General features: G+C 68.2%; 14 protein-coding genes and 1 pseudogene. 6 read left to right on the top strand and 9 right to left on the bottom strand.

The window, feature by feature from the left end:
- Positions 1–470: 470 nt before the first annotated feature.
- The 5 genes and pseudogenes from VKA86_15770 to VKA86_15750 all read left to right on the top strand — a co-directional run bounded on the left by VKA86_15770 (position 471) and on the right by VKA86_15750 (position 5,023).
- Positions 471–1,244 (top strand): polysaccharide biosynthesis/export family protein, encoded by a 774-nt coding sequence (locus tag VKA86_15770; GenBank protein HKK72664.1) that lies wholly within the window; start codon positions 471–473, stop codon positions 1,242–1,244.
- A gap of 26 nt (positions 1,245–1,270) precedes the next feature.
- Positions 1,271–2,716, top strand: coding sequence for a Wzz/FepE/Etk N-terminal domain-containing protein (locus tag VKA86_15765; protein ID HKK72663.1), 1,446 nt, complete (start codon positions 1,271–1,273; stop codon positions 2,714–2,716).
- Between the two features lie 486 nt (positions 2,717–3,202).
- Positions 3,203–3,580, top strand: a pseudogene (locus VKA86_15760) (redoxin domain-containing protein).
- A 266-nt stretch (positions 3,581–3,846) separates the two neighbouring features.
- A complete protein-coding gene (locus VKA86_15755; GenBank protein HKK72662.1) occupies positions 3,847–4,596 on the top strand; it encodes a type 1 glutamine amidotransferase domain-containing protein in 750 nt (249 codons plus the stop codon).
- A 256-nt stretch (positions 4,597–4,852) separates the two neighbouring features.
- A complete protein-coding gene (locus VKA86_15750; protein ID HKK72661.1) occupies positions 4,853–5,023 on the top strand; it encodes a hypothetical protein in 171 nt (56 codons plus the stop codon).
- Positions 5,024–5,191: 168 nt separating this feature from the next.
- Here VKA86_15750 and VKA86_15745 read toward each other — a convergent pair whose 3' ends face one another.
- Both VKA86_15745 and VKA86_15740 read right to left on the bottom strand, forming a co-directional pair.
- Positions 5,192–5,689 carry a chemotaxis protein CheW gene (locus VKA86_15745; GenBank protein ID HKK72660.1) on the bottom strand — a complete coding sequence of 166 codons (498 nt, stop codon included), beginning with the start codon at positions 5,687–5,689 and terminating at the stop codon, positions 5,192–5,194.
- Positions 5,686–7,581 carry a methyl-accepting chemotaxis protein gene (locus VKA86_15740; GenBank protein HKK72659.1) on the bottom strand — a complete coding sequence of 632 codons (1,896 nt, stop codon included), beginning with the start codon at positions 7,579–7,581 and terminating at the stop codon, positions 5,686–5,688. Before VKA86_15740 ends, VKA86_15745 begins: the two co-directional genes overlap by 4 nt.
- A 466-nt stretch (positions 7,582–8,047) precedes the next feature.
- On the opposite strand from VKA86_15740, the gene VKA86_15735 reads away from it, so the two are divergent.
- Entirely contained in the window at positions 8,048–10,981 is a 2,934-nt protein-coding gene (locus VKA86_15735; GenBank protein ID HKK72658.1) for a GH92 family glycosyl hydrolase, read from the top strand.
- On the opposite strand, the gene VKA86_15730 is transcribed toward VKA86_15735, so the two are convergent.
- From VKA86_15730 to hoxE, 7 genes are all read right to left on the bottom strand, one after another.
- Complete coding sequence (locus VKA86_15730) at positions 10,975–12,030, bottom strand: AI-2E family transporter (GenBank protein ID HKK72657.1); 1,056 nt, start codon at positions 12,028–12,030, stop codon at positions 10,975–10,977. The genes VKA86_15735 and VKA86_15730 overlap by 7 nt on opposite strands.
- Positions 12,031–12,130: 100 nt before the next feature.
- Positions 12,131–12,589, bottom strand: coding sequence for a hydrogenase maturation protease (locus tag VKA86_15725; GenBank protein HKK72656.1), 459 nt, complete (start codon positions 12,587–12,589; stop codon positions 12,131–12,133).
- Positions 12,586–14,010, bottom strand: a complete 1,425-nt coding sequence (locus VKA86_15720) for a Ni/Fe hydrogenase subunit alpha (GenBank protein HKK72655.1) — start codon at positions 14,008–14,010, stop codon at positions 12,586–12,588. The genes VKA86_15725 and VKA86_15720 overlap by 4 nt, the downstream gene beginning before the upstream one ends.
- Positions 14,011–14,029: 19 nt before the next feature.
- Positions 14,030–14,572 (bottom strand): NADP oxidoreductase, encoded by a 543-nt coding sequence (locus VKA86_15715; protein HKK72654.1) that lies wholly within the window; start codon positions 14,570–14,572, stop codon positions 14,030–14,032.
- Positions 14,569–15,285, bottom strand: a complete 717-nt coding sequence (hoxU, locus tag VKA86_15710; GenBank protein HKK72653.1) for a bidirectional hydrogenase complex protein HoxU — start codon at positions 15,283–15,285, stop codon at positions 14,569–14,571. Before hoxU ends, VKA86_15715 begins: the two co-directional genes overlap by 4 nt.
- Entirely contained in the window at positions 15,282–16,892 is a 1,611-nt protein-coding gene (locus VKA86_15705; protein HKK72652.1) for a NuoF family protein, read from the bottom strand. The genes hoxU and VKA86_15705 overlap by 4 nt, the downstream gene beginning before the upstream one ends.
- The gene (gene hoxE, locus VKA86_15700; protein HKK72651.1) at positions 16,882–17,388 is read right to left on the bottom strand and encodes a bidirectional hydrogenase complex protein HoxE; all 507 of its coding nucleotides are present in this window, start codon (positions 17,386–17,388) and stop codon (positions 16,882–16,884) included. The genes VKA86_15705 and hoxE overlap by 11 nt, the downstream gene beginning before the upstream one ends.
- Positions 17,389–17,541: the final 153 nt, after the last annotated feature.

The following is a 17,541-nucleotide window of genomic DNA, read 5'->3' as shown; positions in this document are numbered from 1 at the left end:
CCTCGGAGGTCCCGACCCGGACCGATCGCCGGGCAAGTCCCCGGTTGGATTTCCGACCGCCGCCGCGCTATCCTCCACGTGGTACCATGGATCGGGTGCCCCGCGAGCCTCCCCTCGCACGTTCACGATCGCCGTCTTCCCGAAGGCGAGCCCCACGGAGTCCGAACGACGCAGACTGGTAATGGATTCGGCGGGCCATACGCATGGCCACCCCATATCGACGACGCCGCCGCGGTCCGTGGCCGGAGACGTACCGGCGCCGCGCATTCTTGCCCGGATGTGCACCGTGGCCGTCTCGAATCGATGGAATGTCGATTGCAGCTACCGAGCCGCAGTCCAACAGTCACCAGGGACAGGCGGAGTTCTCAGGGACGTTCCACCTTTCCCGGACACGGAGCGCAACTATGCGAGCAGTCTTCGACTTGGTCCCGGCGTCGGTCCCGCGGGCTTTCGCCCAGCGACTGCGCACATTGACGCTGCTTCTCGGAGTGATCCTGCTGGGGACGGGATGCGGTGCGTCGGCGCGATCGGACTTCGATCTGAACCGTGGGCAGTCCACCGGCCCCAACGCCGACGAAGCGGAACAGGTCTTCGCCGGCGGAACCACGGAGTTGGGTTCGGACGAGGAATGGCGTTACCGCATCCAGGGTGGCGACCAGCTCGAGGTGGTCTTCTTCACCCACCCCGAGCAGAACCGTTTCGTGAAGGTGCGCCCCGACGGATTCGTGAGTCTTCCCTATCTGGGCGACGTCCGGGCCGAGGGCAAGTCGCCCGAGGAACTCGCCGGTGAGGTGCAGGGCGCCTACGCCGAGGTCCTCGTCTCGCCCCGCGTGGACGTGATCGTGCAGGAGACCGGGGCACGTTTCTACGTGCTGGGTGAAGTGACCCGCCCGGGAGAGTACCAGTACGAGCGGCGCATCGACATCATGCAGGCGCTGGCCCAGGCGGGGGGCTACCGTGACTCTGCGCGTCTCAGCAACATCATCCTTCTGCGCAAGGGCCAGGGCGACGAGAAGTCCTTCGCCGCCCTGCTGAACATGCGGGAGTACATGGCCGACGACGATCGCGACGCTTCGCTTCAACTCCGGCCCTACGACATCGTCTGGGTCCCGAGGAGCAACATTTCCAGATGGGACAACGCCACGGAGCAGGCGTTGCGCGGTATCCTTCTGGCCGAGGACGTGGCCATCTCGGGTTGGAGTCTCGTCAACTTCGAGGACGTCTTCGAGAATCGGCGATTCTGAGCCGGAGCTCAAGCAGGAGAACGAACATGAGCGGTATCTATTCCCAGGGACCGGGCCCGACCGAGCGCGACACCACGCTGCGTGATCTGTTGGCGGTGGTCTTCAAGCGCAAGTGGATCATCCTCGGAATCTTCTTGGTCACGTCGCTCATCATCGGTCTGAAGACGGTGACGACGCCCACGACGTACACGGCCGATGCCACACTGCTCCTGAATCGACAGGGAGCTCGGTCGAGCGTACTGGAGCGCATCAGCCGGGCGCTTCCCTGGGTCGAGGTCGTCGAGTCGGAGATCGAGGTCCTGCAGAGCATGCCCGTGCTGCAGAAGGCGCGAGCGAAACTGCAGGATCCCGCGGAGGGGGATCCCGTGGACATCTCCCTCGGCAAGCTGTCGAAGTCGATCGCCACCGGGGTCGTGGGGGAGTCGAACGTACTCTTCGTCTCGGGAACCCACCTCGACCCACAGATCGCTCAACGGATCACGAACGCTGTTGCCGAGAGCTATGTCGAGTACCACGATCAGATCTACGAATTGCCCAATGCAATGGGGATCATCGGTGCGCGCGCCGACACAGTGTTCGCTCGGTTGGAGACCCTGGAGGCGGAGCGGTCTGCGATCCTACGCCAACTCGGAACGGGCAACATCGATCACCAGAACCAAAGGCTGACCGATCGCCGAGAACAGTTGCGGCTCCGTCTCTCGGGCAACGAGCGCGACATCGCGCGCCTGCGAACGCAGATCGAAGACGCGAAGAGATTCCTGGCCAACGAAGCAGGGACTCTCCCCTTCACCGAGAACACGGGGTCGGTCCAGGGTGGATCGATGGTCGAGCGGGTTCGCCGGCTCAACCGTGAGCGGGACACCCTCCGCGAGCTCCAGGACAAGTACACCGAGAAACATCCGCAGGTGGTCGAGGCGCGTCGGGCGGTGGCGAGTCTGGAGGCTTCGGTCGAGGAGCACACCCAGCAGATGATCGCGATGCGGGAACACGAGCTCCGGGTCGCCCAGAGTGTCAACGACGCGTTGGTCCGGCAGCTCGACGAGCTCGAGACCGAGATCGGGCGTATTCTCGACAACAGCAGTCGTCTGCAGACGCTGGAGTCGCAGATCAGTTCGCTGCAGAGTCAGTACGCAGAGCTCTCGGAGCAGTCCGTGGATTCGGAGATCAATCGCCAGAGCTTCCGGGACTACAGCGTCGCGGTTCTCAGTCCTGCGGTCGGCGCCAGGGCGAACGCGAAGGCCGACATGGTGCGCCTGGCTCTGGGTCCGATCCTGGCGCTGATGGCGGGCATCGGGCTCGCATTCTATCTGGAGAATCTGGATCACTCCCTCGGCAACCGCGACGACGTCGAGCAGCACCTGGAGATCCCGGTCCTGGCCAGCTTCCCCGACAGTGACGACGCGCTCCAGGAGCCCCCTGCGCCCGAGGAGTCCATACCCTTTCGGAGGAAAGGGAACGAGGTGAGAACCTGAGAGCGCGTCCGTTCCCGAAGTTCGGAGCGGATCTTCCCCCGAACGTCCCCGGCCCACCGCACGGTGGCCGAGTTCCGATCGTGCGACCGTGAAGCCCCGCGACCGCCGTACGAGCAGGGCCGACGACGCGGTCCTGTCACGTGAGGTCGCTCGTTCTCGTACCCGAGCGACCAGCAGTCCCCCATCACCGCTCCCCCTGGATCCGAAGCCCTGATGACTCTCCGCACTCGACGCCCGGTCGTTTCGCCGGGCCCGCTCCTCGCCCTCGTGGCCGGCGCCGTCCTCGTTTCCGCAATCGCGAGTGAGCGGGCGTCCGCCCAACTCCCTGACGCTGCGTCCGAAGTCCGTCCTCTCCTGGTCGGATCCGAAGCCCCGGACGTTCCGCTCACCACGGCCGACGGTACCCCGACCACCCTGCACGCCGTCCTCGGCGACGCCCCGGCGATCGTGGTGTTCTACCGTGGTGGGTGGTGACCCTTCTGCGTCGCGCAACTCGGTGAGTTGCAGAGCGTGGTCGAAGACCTGGCCGAGCGGGACTACCAGCTGATCGCCGTGTCTCCCGACAAACCATCGAAGGTCGCCGAAAGCGTGAAGAAGCTCGGGCTCGAATTCCCCGTGCTCTCCGACGCGCCGGCGGAGGCGATCGAGGCCTTCGGACTGGCCTACGTGCAGACCGACGAGCGCTACGCGAAGCTGCTCGAGGAGTCGTCGGGCCTCGACCACCACGTGCTGCCGGTGCCGGCAGTGGCGGTGATCGACGAGGAGAAGGTCATCCGCTTCCTGCACGCGGATCCGGTGTACCAGCGGCGGTTGCCGGCTGGGGTTCTCGTGGAGTTGGTGGGAGCCTGGGCCGGGGAGGAGTGAGGCAGCGGGACCACGGGTCATCGCACGGCACCGGTCTCGCGGATGTGCTGACCGCTGCGACGGCCTCCGAAATTCGGAGCGTCCCTGAAGACCCTGAACACGAAGCACTTCCCGATGGTTCGTGGACTGCTTCCGGCGTACCGGAAGTCCTGACGTCGCCGACCGCATCCCCGTCCCACGCGGAAGATCCCACCCCGCCCCCACCGACACTGGCATCCCCTGCCGCCCTTCCTACCCTGGACGCATCCATTCCCCCCGGCGACACCATGCTCCACCGCATCCTCTTCACCCTGCTCGTGCTCCTCGTCGGCGCCCCGGGCGCCGCGGCGCAGGACGACGCCCCGCACGCCGTGATCGTGCTGACCAACCACGGCACGCTCGGCGCCACGGGCGAGGCCACCGGGTACTACCTGGGCGAGGCCGCGCATCCGTGGCACGTGTTCACCGAGGCGGGCTTCCGTGTGACCTTCGCCAGTCCGCGGGGCGGACCGGCACCGCTCGATCCGTCGAGCACGGATCGCGACGATCCGGTCATGGCCGCCTTCCTCGACGATCCGCAGGTGCGGCGGGCGGTCGATCACACGGTGCCGCTCGACGAGATCGCGGCCGAGGACGTCGACGCGCTGGTGTTCGCCGGCGGCCACGGCACGATGTGGGACCTGCCCAGCAACCCGGTCGTGGCGCGTTCGATCCTCGACGTGTACGGCCGCGGTGGGGTGGTCGGCGCGGTCTGCCACGGGCCGGCGTGCTTCGTGGGCGTGATCGACGACGACGGTCGATCCTTCGTCGCGGGCCGGCGCCTGGCCGCGTTCACGGACTCCGAGGAGCACGCCGCGCAGAAGGAGGCCGTGGTCCCCTTCCTCCTCGAGTCGCGCCTGCGTGAACTCGGGGCCGAGGTCGTCACCGCCCCCGACTTCACCGAGCAGGTGATCGTCGACGGTCGTGTGGTCACCGGACAGAATCCGGCCTCGGCCACGAAGATGGCCCAGGAGATCGTGAAGATCGTCACACGTTGATTCCGGCCGCGGGCGGGATCCGATCGTGTAGACTCCACGATCATGGAGGATCGCCCTCCCGAACCGGACGACGGCGGGACGGAACTCGGTCCGACCGCCCCCCAGATGCCCGCGGCCCGGATCGGTGCGTCGTTGGGACCCTACGTCCTCCTCGAGCGCATCGGCCGGGGTGGAATGGGCGAGGTCTGGAAGGCCGAACAGACCGGCCCGCTCCAGCGCACGGTCGGACGGCTGGCCATCATTCGACATGGAGTACGTGCCGGATGTGCCCATCACCGGGCCCTGCGATCAGCGGCGCCCGAGCATCGACGAGCGGCTGGAGTCGTTCCGTCGGGTGTGCGACGGCGTGGGCCACGCGCACCAGAAGGCGACCATCCACCACGGCCTCGAGTTCTCGAACCTCCCGGTCGTCGACACCAGACGATGACGTCCGCATCGCGGTGCGGCGTGCCGTCCAGGACGTCCGTCGAACGCGCGCATCGGTGACACCTGGGGACTTTCCACGCCGGAACGAGACACTTCCGCCGCGGAAGCGGCCGCCTTCCATGGGCGCAGGCCCACGGTGGGAGTGAAGGCGACCGCTCCCCGAGCGCGGCTAGACCGATGTCTCGTCGCGTTCAGACTGCGACAACGCGGCGTCGCGTGCGTCGAAGACACGGTCGGCGTCGAGGACGATCACGAAGTCGTCGTCCCGCTTGCCCATTCCCCGGACGTAGCTCGTGTCGAGGTTCAGGCCCATGCGCGGCGGGGGTTCGATCCGGTCGTCCTCGAGTTCGAAGACCTCGTCCACGGCGTCGACGAGGGCGCCGATGTGTGCAACCGTGCCGTCGATCTCGACTTCGGTGATCACGATGCAGGTGTCGACGGTCGTCTCGGTCTCTCGATTTCCGAAGCGGAGGTTGAGGTCGACGACCGGCACCACGTGTCCGCGCAGGTTGATCACTCCGCGCACCGTCGCGGGTGTCTGCGGTAGCTTGGTCAGGGTTCGGTGCTCGAGGACCTCGCGGACCTTGGCGATGGCCAGGGCGAAGGTCTCGCCGGCCAGACGGAAGGTCAGGTACTGCTGCGAGGTGGTGGCGAGGTCGGTGCTCACGACTGCCCACTCCCCTCGTCGACGCGGAAGAAGGCCACGCCCTGCTGCAGGTGCTCGGCCTGACCGGTCAGCTCCTCGCTGGTCGCCGACATCTCCTCGCTGGCCGAAGCGTTCTGCTGGATCACCTGGTCGAGTTGCTCGATGGCGCCGTTGATCTGCTGTGCGCCGCTGTCCTGCTCACGGCTGGCCGCGCTGATCTCCTGGACCAGGTCCGAGGTCCGCTGGATGTCGGGCACGATCTCCTGGAGGAGCTGACCGGCCCGGGTGGCGACCTCGACGCTCGAACTGGACAGCTCGCCGATCTCGGCCGCGGCCTTCTGGCTGCGCTCGGCGAGCTTGCGCACCTCACTCGCCACGACGGCGAAGCCCTTGCCGTGACTGCCCGCCCGGGCGGCCTCGATCGCGGCGTTCAGGGCCAGCAGATTGGTCTGCCGGGCGATCTCGCCCACGATCCCGATGCGCTCGGCGATCTCGTTCATCGCGGTGACGGTCTCCTCGACGGCGCGTCCGCCCTCGGTGGCCCGTTCGGACACACTGACCGAGACCTTTTCGGTCTGCGACGAATTGTCGGCGTTCTGACGGATGTTGCTCGCCATCTGCTCCATGCTCGAGCTGACTTCTTCGATGGAGGAGGCCTGCTCGGTCGAGCCCTCCGACAGCTTCTGCGCGGCTCCGCTCAGTTCCTGGGCGCCGGCGGTGACGTTGTCGGCCGAGGCCTTCACGTTGCCGACGACCTCGCCCACGCGGTCGACCATCTGATTCAACGCCTCGGCGAGCATGCCGACCTCGTCGCGTTGGTCGAGGTCGACACTCTGGGTGAGATCGCCGTCGGACACCGAGCGGGCGAAGCGCACGCCCACACCCAACGGGCGGGTGATCGCGCGGGTGATGAACACGGCGAAGACGATGGCGAGCAGGCAACTGATACCGAGTCCCACCACGAGCACCGTCGAAGCCTGTTCCACCGTGGATTCGGCGTCGCCCGCGATCGCGTCGGCCTCGTCGATCCCCCGGGAACTGACGTCGGTGGCCAGCGCGAGCAGGGTCTCGCCGACCTCGTCGCGCTGCTGGGCCAGGGCGTCGAGTCGGGACCAGGCATCGGAGAGCTCGCGCATGCCGCGGCGATAGTCATCGCCGGCGGAAGCGATGGTCTCGAGGCGCTCCAGGTCGTCCTGTCGTGTGGTGGTCTCACGGATCCTCTGCAGGATGACGTCCACGGACTCGAAGTCGGCGAATGCCGCCTCGAGCATCGAACGATCGCGTTGGGCCCGGGCCTGCCAGGTGGCCACACGCGTAGCATTGCCCACGTCGATCACGTCGTTGACCCACTCCATACGGTGGCGGTAGCTCTTCAGCTCCGAGGGCGGCTCGCCGGAATCGATGCCGCGATCGAAGCGTGCAGCCAGATCGTCGAGGACGGCACCCGAGGTGCGCAGATAGGACTCGGAAGCGGAATCGAGAGTGTCGTAGGCCGCGTTCATCTCGGTGTTCGCCAGCTCGGTGCGATCCTTGAGGTCGACGTAGGAGTCGATCTCGGCTCGCACGGCGTCGATGTTCCCGGCCAGCATCTCGAGCTGCGTGGATTCCTCGGAGAGAGTCCGAGCGTCGGCCGCGGCCTCGGAGACCGTCTGCAGCTCCGCCTCGGCCTCGGCCAGGAGGTCCCGGTCGCCGGTCAGCCCGTAGCCCCGCATGGCGTACATGGTGAGCAGGCTGCTGCGCTCGATCTGGCTCGCGAGCCGGACCTCTGGCAGGTACTCGTCCGCCAACCAGCTCGAGCGAGTACCGATCTCGTTCATCGACGAGATGGCCAGCGCGCCCAGTCCCAGCGTCAGGGCGATGACCAGTCCGAATCCGACGCCGAGCTTGGCACCGATCCTGAGGTTCTTGATCACGGTGTCTCCACTTTTCTTTGCCGTAGCTGCGGTCGTGTGGTGGATCGTCAGGGTGTCCCCGGAACACGCTTCTCTCCGGGGCCGAAGCCCGTGGGAGGCAACAGAAGGGCCAAGCACGAGCCGGTGCGGGGCGAGCCCCGCCCGTCGACGCGATGAGTGGGTCCAGGGCGTTGCGCCGCAGTGGCTTGCGCCGCTGGTGAGAGTCGGCCTGTTCCTGTGGTAGGACGCGCCCCTACGTTCGTTGCGAGTCGTGTGGGTCCTTCCGGGAGCGCGTGGGTCCGTACCGAAGGCTCGATCCAGCGCCGCCCCGGTGAACGATTCCCGTGCGCTCGGACGGATGTTCACCGCCGACGCGCTCACCGCGACCATGGCGCGCGGGACACGGCGGACTTCGACTCGGCCCCCGGCCTCGGCTACCATGCCGGCCGACCACCGCTGACGATCCCCGCACCCGGTCGAGTCCTCCATGATCCGATTCCTCTCCGTCCTGCTCTTCCTCGCCGTCCCGGCCTCGGCCTCCCTGGTCGATCACGTCGACCCCTTCATCGGCACCGGTGGCCACGGGCACACGTATCCGGGCCCGACCCTGCCCTTCGGTATGGTGCAGCTCTCGCCCGACACCCGCCTCACGGGGTGGGACGGCTGCTCGGGCTACCACTTCACCGACACGATCGTCTTCGGCTTCTCCCACACCCACCTCTCGGGAACCGGCGTGAGCGACTACGCCGACGTGTTGTTGATGCCGATGACCGGCGAGCCCGTGCTGCGGAACGGTTATCCCGACGATCCCGACGGCGGTTACGGGAGCCGCTTCGACAAGGCCACGGAGCGGGCGGGCGCCGGCTGGTACGAGGTCGAACTCGCCGACTACGGGGTGAAGGTCGAGCTCACCGCCTCCGAACGAGCAGGCGTGCACCGCTACACCTTCCCGGCCGGCGAGCCGGCGCACGTGATCCTCGACCTGGCGCACCGCGACGCGCTGCTCGACAACGCGCTCGAGGTGATCGACGGGCGCACCCTGGTCGGCATGCGGCGTTCGACGGCCTGGGCACGCGACCAGCACGTGTACTTCGCCCTGCGTGCCGACCGGGACTTCGACGTCGACATCACACGTGAAGTGGAGCACGACGGCGTGTCGTACGAGGAGCAGGGGCACGCGGTGCCGCCGATCAAGGCGGTGCTCTCGTTCGGATCCGCGGGCGGTCCCGTGGAGATCGCCGTCGGCATCAGTGCGGTGGACGTCGACGGCGCGCTGCGCAACCTCGAATCGAGCGTCGGGGGACGTGACTTCGACGCGGTGAAGGCCGCGGCGATCGACGCCTGGCGCGAGCAGATCGACAAGGTCGCGATCGAGGGCGCCACCGACGCCCAGAAGACGGTGTTCGCCACCGCGCTCTACCACGGCTTCCTCGCGCCGAACCTGTTCAGCGACGTCGACGGCCGCTACCGCGGCATGGACCAGCGGATCCATCGGACCGAGGGGCGCCGGCACTACACCGTGTTCTCGCTGTGGGACACCTACCGCGCCACGCACCCGCTGTTCACGATCCTCGAGCGGGAACGCACGCGCGAGTTCGTGCAGACCATGCTGGCGCAGTACGAACAGGGCGGCCTGCTGCCGGTGTGGGAGCTGGCCGCCAACGAGACCTTCACCATGATCGGCTACCACGCGGTGAGCGTGATCGCCGACGCCTACGTCAAGGGCATCCGCGGCTTCGACGCCGAGCACGCCCTCGAGGCCATGCGGCACAGCGCCACCCGCGACCACTACGGATTGGAGGCCTACCGGCGCGACGGCTACATCGCGCTCGACCACGAGTCGGAGTCGGTGAGCAAGACCCTGGAGTACGCCTACGACGACTGGGCGATCGCGCGCATGGCCGAGGCCATGGGACGCGACGACGTCGCGCGCATCTACGCCGTACGGAGCCAGGCCTGGCGCCACCTGCTGGATCCCCGGACCGGCTTCATGCGGGCACGGGAGAACGGCGGCTGGCTCACACCCTTCGATCCGCGGCGCGTGGACTTCCACCACACCGAGGCCAACGGCTGGCAGTACCGCTTCATGGTGCCCCACGACGTCGAGTCCTTCGTCGAGGCGCTGGGCGGCGAGGACCGTTTCGTCGCCGCGCTCGACTCGCTCTTCGAGGTCGACAGCGCGACCACCGGCCGCGACCAGCCCGACATCACGGGCCGGATCGGCCAGTACGCCCACGGCAACGAGCCGAGCCATCACGTGGCGTGGCTCTACCACTTCGCGGGCCGTCCCGACCGCAGCGCCGAGCGGATCCGCCCGATCCTCGACGACTTCTACACGCCGGAGCCCGACGGGCTGATCGGCAACGAGGACTGCGGGCAGATGTCGAGCTGGTACGTGCTGTCGGCGCTGGGCATGTACCCCGTGGCGCCGGGATCGCCCGACTACGTGCTCGGACCTCCGCTCTTCGAGCGGGCCGAGCTGCGGCTCGAGAACGGCCGCCGCTTCACGATCGCGACGCGCGGCCCGCGTGACGGCACGGTGTACGTGCGGTCGGCGACGTTGAACGGCGAACTGCTGGAGCGCAGCTTCCTGCGGCACGACGAGATCCTCGCCGGCGGCACGCTGGCCGTCGAGACCGGCCGCACCCCGAGCGACTGGGGACGCGCGCCGGAGCACCGTCCGCGGTCACGGGTCGCCGGCGAGCCCGTGCTGGCCGCACCCTGGTCGCGCGCGGAGTCGGCGACTTTCCGGGGGACGCTCATCGTGGAGCTCGCCACCGCCGATCCCGGGGCCACCATCCGCTACACCACCGATGGCGCCGATCCCCACACCGGCGCGCGCTACGACGGGCCGCTCAGCCTCGACGAGACCACCCATCTACGCTTCGTCGCCGTCGACGGCGATCGATCGAGCCCCGTGGTGAGCAGTCGCTTCCATCGCATCCCGCACGACTGGAGCGTGCAGGTGCGGAGCGTGCCGAATCCGCAGTACACCGCGGGCGGTCCCGACGCGCTGATCGACGGCCGCTTCGGTCCCGAGGACTGGCGCACGGGCAAGTGGCAGGGCTACCAGGACCAGGACTTCGTGGCGACCGTCGATCTCGGCGGGGTCGTGGAACTCGAAGCCCTCGGTGCGAGCTTCCTGCAGGACATGCGGTCGTGGATCTGGATGCCCGCCCGCGTGCGCTTCTTCGTCAGCGACGACGGCGAGGACTTCGTCGAAGTGGGCAGCGTGGGCCACACTGTTCCCGACGACGTCGACGCCGTCTTCCGGGAGCGCCTGCTGCTCGACGTCGACACCCGCGCCCGCTACGTGCGCGTACACGCCGAGAACTACGGAACGATCCCCGCGTGGCACCCCGGGGCGGGCGGCGAGGCGTTCATCTTCGTCGACGAGATCCTGATCGGGCCGGTTCAGTGACTTCCCATGACGTCGACGTCCTCGCCGAGGGCCGACTCGACGTAGAGCATCTGCACGAGGATCACGACCACCACGAGGAAGGGCGTCGACAGGAAAATCCCACCGATTCCCAGGAGAGCGCCCATGACGAACTGCGTCGCCACGAGCAGCGCGGCGGGTAGACGCAGTGCACGCTGTTGGATGATGGGCGTGATCGCATTGCCCTCGACGACCTGGATTCCGGCGTAGAGCGCGGCTACGACGAGGGCCTTGGTCGGATCGTCGGTCAGGGCGATCAACATGGCCGGCAGGGCCGAGAGGATCGGTCCCAGGTACGGCACGAACGACAGCACCGTGGCGATCAACGCCAGGGTCAGGGCCAGGGGGACGTCCACGATCAGGAGCCCGACGTAGGTCATCACACCGACCACGAGCATCGAGGCCACGCGTCCCACCAACCACCACCGCAGCCCTTGGCCGAGCTGGTCGAAGACCTCGTGCGCGCGAGGACGGTTCGTCGGCGGCACGAGTCGGAGCGCCGCGTTCAGGTAGGTGAAGGGCACGTAGGCGACGAACACCGCGACCACCAGGGCGATCGCGATGCTCGACCAGGCACCGAAGGCCGTGGAGAAGATGCCCGTCACCCGACGGAAGACGTCGGAGTCCCACGCGGCGAACGACCCGTCGGCGCCGTTCAGCAGATCGCGCGACCAGGCGTGGCGGTCGACGAAGTCGCGGGCCGACTGCAGCGCGGCGGGAATCTGATCCGCGAGCTCCGCGGTCTGCGCGACGATCGACGGGCCCGTGGCCGCGAAGAAGCCCCCGAACGCGAGCAGCATGACCACCAGCACGATGGTCAGGGCCGTGCGCCGGCCCAGCCGCAGCCAGTGCCCGATCCACCGCGCGCAGGCGTCGAGGAACACCGCGAAGAGCAGTGCCCCGAACAGGGTGAGCAGCGCGGCCACGATCTCGCGCAGCAGCGCCCAGACGATCCCCAGCGCGAGCGCGGCGAACCATACGATCGCGACGCGGTGCAGGAACTCGTGCCGATCGTTCGAGCCTCCGGGCATCCCGCTTCCTTCGACGTGGAGGGCGGGACCGAAGCTGCGCGCGAAGGGTCCGGGTGGCCATCGGGAGCCGCCCGGAGGGTCGTTCGGGGAGGTCCGGGGATCAGGTGGACGCGGTGGTGTCCACCGTTCGCGTCCAGGTCAGGATCGCCTCGACGGCCGCGGGCACCGCCGCGCGCACCGGCTTGCCGAGCTCCTCGCCGTAGTCGAAGTCCGCGGCGCCGATCCCGACCACCAGGGCGGCCGGACGAGATGTGTCGTCCAGGAGTCCCAGTACGGTCTCCGGGCGCAACTGGTGCCCCCAGCGCCACGGTTCGGCATCGGCCTCGACCGCGCGCGTCCCGATCTCCCCGGCCGGTCGCTCGACCGTCGCGTCGACGAACACCACCCCGCGTCGCCCCTCGAGCGACACCACGCACTCGGGCAGCAACTGGTGGCAGGTTGAGAGTTCGATTTCGGCCGGGTCCGCGTGTTCACGGAGCACCTCGACCACCGCGTGGCCGACCCCGTCGTCGCGCCGCAGCGTGTTGCCGATGCCGATCACCACGAAGGGAGCGGTCACGAGCGGACCTTCCGATCGACCACGTTCCCCTGGGCGTCGCGCACCACGACGTCCATCGGCATCTCGCCCAGGGCGTGGGTCGAGCAGCTCAGGCACGGATCGAAGGCGCGGATCACCGCTTCCACGCGGTTGAGGGCGCCGTCGTCCACCTGACCATCGTTGATGTAGTGCTTGGCCACCTGCAGCACCCCGCGGTTCATGGCCAGGTTGTTGTGGCCGGTGGCGATGATCAGATTGGCCTTCTTCATCAGGCCGTTCTCGTCGATCTCGTAGTGGTGGAACAGGGTTCCCCGCGGCGCCTCCGACGCGCCCACGCCCACGCGGGCGTTGGGCTCGGCGTGCGCGCGCACGTGCGGATCGAGGATCCCGGGATCCTCGAGCAGTTCGCGGATGCGCTCGAGGCAGTACAGGATCTCGATCAGCCGGGCGTAGTGGTAGTGGAAGGAACTCAGCACCGATCCGCGGGACAGCTGCTGGAATTCCGCCCATTCCTGATCGGCCGCCGACGTGCCGAGCGACTCCACCACGTTCATCCGGGCCAGCGGTCCCACGCGGTACATGCCGTCGGGGTAGCCCATCGGACGGTAGTAGGGAGACTTCAGGTACGAGTCGGACTCGTTTCGCTCGGCGATCACCCGCGCGTAGTCGGCCGGGTCGACGTCGTCGCCGACGGCATTGCCGGCCGCATTCACGAAGCGCAGCTTGCCGTCGTAGAAGTCCAGCCGGCCCTTCTCGTCGACCAGGGCCATGAACAGGCTCGGGAAGTTCGCGAAGCTCCGGATCTCCTCCTGGAAGCCGTCCATGTGTCCCTTGAACCAGTCGAGGTTGCGCTCGACGATCACCATCATCTCGGGCAGTTCGGCCAGGACGCGGTCGCGGGCTTCTTCTTCGAGCGGATGGCTCACGCCACCGGGGACCACCCATCCGGGGTGGACGCGCTTGCCGCCGAGCGTGCGGATCAGCTCCTGACCGAAGGCGCGCAGGCGGATGCCCTCCTTCGTCTGCTTGGGATGCTGGGCGAGCACGCCGAACACGTTGCGCTTCTCGGGATCGGAGTCCATGCCCAGGAGCAGGTCGGGCGACGACAGGTGGAAGAAGTTCAGCGCGTGCGACTGGACGATCTGCGCCAGGTTGATCAGGCGGCGCAGGCGCGCGCCGTTGGGCGGGATGCTCACGGCCATGAGCGCGTCGCAGGCCTTGCTCGAGGCCACGAGGTGGCTCACCGGGCAGATCCCGCAGATCCGCGCCATGAGCGAGGGCATCTCGGCGAAGGGCCGGCCCTCGCAGAACATCTCGAAGCCGCGGAGCTGGGTCACGTGGAAGCGCGCGTCGGACACGAAGCCTTCGTCGTCGAGGTCGATCGTGATGTGCGCGTGACCCTCGATGCGGGTGACGGGGTCGATGGTGACGGTGCGGGCCATGGCGAACCTCGATCCAGGGTCAGGCGCCGAAGCGCGTGTGTTCGCTGAGGTCGGGAATGCGATCCTGCAGGAGCTCGGTGACGGCGAACTGGATCGTCTGGGCCGACGGAGGGCATCCCGGGATCCAGAGGTCGACGGTCACGTGGGCGTGCAACGGCTTCGACCAGACCTCGAGACGGGGGACGTCGGTCTGTGGGCCCTCTCCGTCGTCGGCGTTCTCGTGGTAGGCGCGCTCGATCACGCGGTCCACGGGGAACTGGTTGCGCAGGCCGCTGACGTTCGCGGTGACCGCGCAGTCACCGAGTGCTGCGAGGACCTTCGTGCGGCTGCGAACCGTCTTGATCTTCTCGAGGTCCTCCTCGCTGCTCACACCGCCCTCGACCAGCGTGACGTCGACGTCGGCCGGGAACTCCTTGGTGTCGACCAGCGGTCCGTAGACCACGTCGGCCATCGCGGCGACGTCGACCAGGGCCTCGTCCATGTCGAGGAAGGACATGTGGCAACCCGAGCAGCCGTCGAGCCAGATCGTGGCCAGGCGCTTGCGTCCGTCCGTGGTGCTCATCGTCGCTCCCTCATGATCGTGAGGTAGGGGAGGAACTGGCGCTCCTTGTGCATCTCGGCCACCGAGTGACCCTTTTCGACCAGGGCGCCGGTGGGGCACACGTGCACGCACTTGCCGCACGAGGTGCAGGTCTCCGATACGCCCCAGGGCGTGCCCATGTCGGTGATCACCCGGGCTTCGACACCGCGGCCCATGACGTCCCAGGTGTGCGCGCCCTCGATCTCGTCGCACACGCGCACGCAGCGGGTGCACAGCACGCAGCGGTTGTGGTCGAGGCTGAAGCGCGGATGCGAGGCGTCGACGTCGAGGTCGGGGTGCAGATAGGGGATGCTCACGTAGGTGATGCCCATGTCCTGCGCCAGGTTCTGCAGCTCGCAGTGGCCGTTCGAGACGCAGACCGCGCACACGTGGTTGCGCTCGGCGAACAGCATCTCGACGATCGAGCGCCGGTGGGCCTGCACGCGCTTCGTGTCCGTGTGGATGACCTGGCCCTCCTCGACCTTGGTCACGCAGGCCGGGTGCAGGCGGGAGTCGCCCTCGATCTCGATCATGCACAGCCGGCAGGCGCCGATGGGTCCGAGGCCGTCGAGGTGGCACAGGGTGGGAATGTCGATCCCGTTCTCGCGCGCGACTTCGAGCACCGACTGCTCGCCGTGGGCACCGATCGGTTGGTCGTCGATGGTCAGGGTGACGACGTTCTCGTGCTCGTTCATCGTGCCTCCTCCGTGGCGCCGAGCAGCTCGTCGTACTCGTGGCCGAAGAACTGCAACGTGCTCAACACGGGATTCGACGCCGACTGACCCAGGCCGCACAGGCTGGCCTCGCGCAGCAGGTGCGCGTAGCGGTGCAGTTGCTGTCGCGCGTCGGGTGGGGCGGTGCCGTCGAGGATGCGTTGCAACAGGTCGTGCACCTGGACGGTGCCCACGCGGCAGGGAACGCACTTGCCGCACGACTCGGTCTTGCTGAACTCCATGAAGTAGCGGGCGACCTCGACCATCGACGACGAGTCGTCCATGACGATCATCCCGCCCGAGCCCATGATCGAGCCCAGCGCCTGCAGCGACTCGTAGTCGACCGGCGTGTCGAGGTGGTCAGCGGGGATGCAGCCGCCGCTCGGGCCGCCCGTCTGCACGGCCTTGAACTCGCGGCCGTCGGGGATGCCGCCGCCGATGTCGAAGATGATGTCGCGCAGGGTGGTGCCCATGGGCACCTCGATCAGCCCCGTGTTGCGCACACGGCCCGCGAGGGCGAAGACCTTCGTCCCCTTGCTCTTGGCGGTGCCGATCTGCGAGAACCAGTCGCTGCCGCGGCGCAGGATCGCGGGCACGTTGGCGAAGCTCTCGACGTTGTTCACCAGGGTGGGCCGGCCCCAGAGCCCGGCCTGCGCCGGATAGGGCGGGCGCGGACGCGGGTTGCCGCGACGGCCCTCGATCGAGGCCATCAGCGCGGTCTCCTCGCCGCAGACGAAGGCGCCGGCGCCGAGGCGGATCTCGACGTGGAAGGCGAATTCCGTTCCGCACACGCGGTGACCCAGGAAGTTCGCGCGTCGGGCCAGCTTGATCGCCTTCTGCAGGCGCTCGACGGCCAGCGGGTACTCCACGCGCACGTAGATGTAGCCCTGCGAGGCGCCGACCGCGTAGCCGGCCAGGGCCATGCCCTCGAGCACGCGGTGCGGGTCGCCCTCGAGCACGCTGCGGTCCATGAAGGCGCCGGGATCGCCCTCGTCGGCGTTGCACACCACGCACTTCTCACGGCCCTTGGCCTTGGCCACCGTGGTCCACTTCAGGCCGGTGGGGTAGCCCGCGCCGCCGCGGCCGCGCAGGCCGCTGTGGTTGATCTCGTCGAGCACCTCGGCCGGCGTGCGTTCGTGCACCGCGCTCCACAGCGCCTGGTAGCCGTCGCGCGCGAGGTAGTCCTCCAGGCGTTCCGGATCGACCGTGCCGCAGTTCTCCAGCACGATCGGCATCTGGCGCGCGAAGAAGGGGTCGTCGGGATCGATCCGCAGGTCCGACAGCGGGTCGCCGCCGAGGGAGTCGACGATCGGCGCCGCGTGCTCGGCCGTGACGTCGCGATACACGACGTCGTCGTCGACCTTCACGAGCGGTCCGCCCGCGCACAGGCCCATGCAGCCGGCGCCCGAGACCCGGCAGCGGTGCTCACCTTCGCCGCGCTTCCCGACCTCGGTCTCGAGGGCGTCCTTGACCGCCCCGCTGCCCGAGCTCAGGCAGCCCGCCGCGGTGCAGACGCGGATCGTGTGGTCGTAACCTTCGACGTCGGCACGGGCCTCGTCGGCCAGTTCCACGAGTTCTTCATAGTTCATCGTCGACCATCCCGTGGATGCGAGCGAGGGTCTCGTCCCCGGACAGCTTGCCGGCGACGTCGCCGTCGAAGGTCGCGACCGGGGCCAGACCGCAGGCGCCGATGCAGCGCGCCTCGAGCACGGAGATCTTCCCGTCCTCGCGCGTTTCGCCGGCGGCGACGCCGAACTCCTGCTCGATCTTCTCGAGCAGCTCGCCCGCGCCCTTGATGTGGCAGGCCGTGCCGGTGCAGACCACGCAGGTGTGGTCGCCCGGCGGCTTCATCGAGAAGTGGTGGTAGAAGGTCGCCACGCCGAAGACCGTGCTGTAGGGCACCCGCAGCGACACCGCGACGAACTTCAGCGCGTCGGGATCGAGGTATCCGAAGGTGTCCTGGACGGTGTGCAGCGTCTCGATCAGGGCGCGCGCGTCCCCCCCGCAGCGCCGCATCGTCGCGCTCACCAGCTTCCAGCGTTTGTCGTCGGTCGGGGGTTCGGGCTTGTGGAGGTCGTACTGCATGCCGGCTCCCGCGTCAGGGGGTGGTCGACGGAGCCCGTGGTGCCGTCGAGCATCGCGAACGCTAGGGCGGGAACCGGGGCCGGGCGAGCGTGGGAACGTGATGCTGTGATGCGGATCACAGCTTTGGGCGATTCGGTGGCACGGCGGGGCGTC

It is taken from the genome of Candidatus Krumholzibacteriia bacterium, assembly GCA_035268685.1.
In the GTDB taxonomy this organism is placed as follows: domain Bacteria; phylum Krumholzibacteriota; class Krumholzibacteriia; order JAJRXK01; family JAJRXK01; genus JAJRXK01.
The sequence above is the reverse complement of the archived record's forward strand: the minus strand, read 5'-3'. Positions and strand labels throughout refer to the sequence as shown.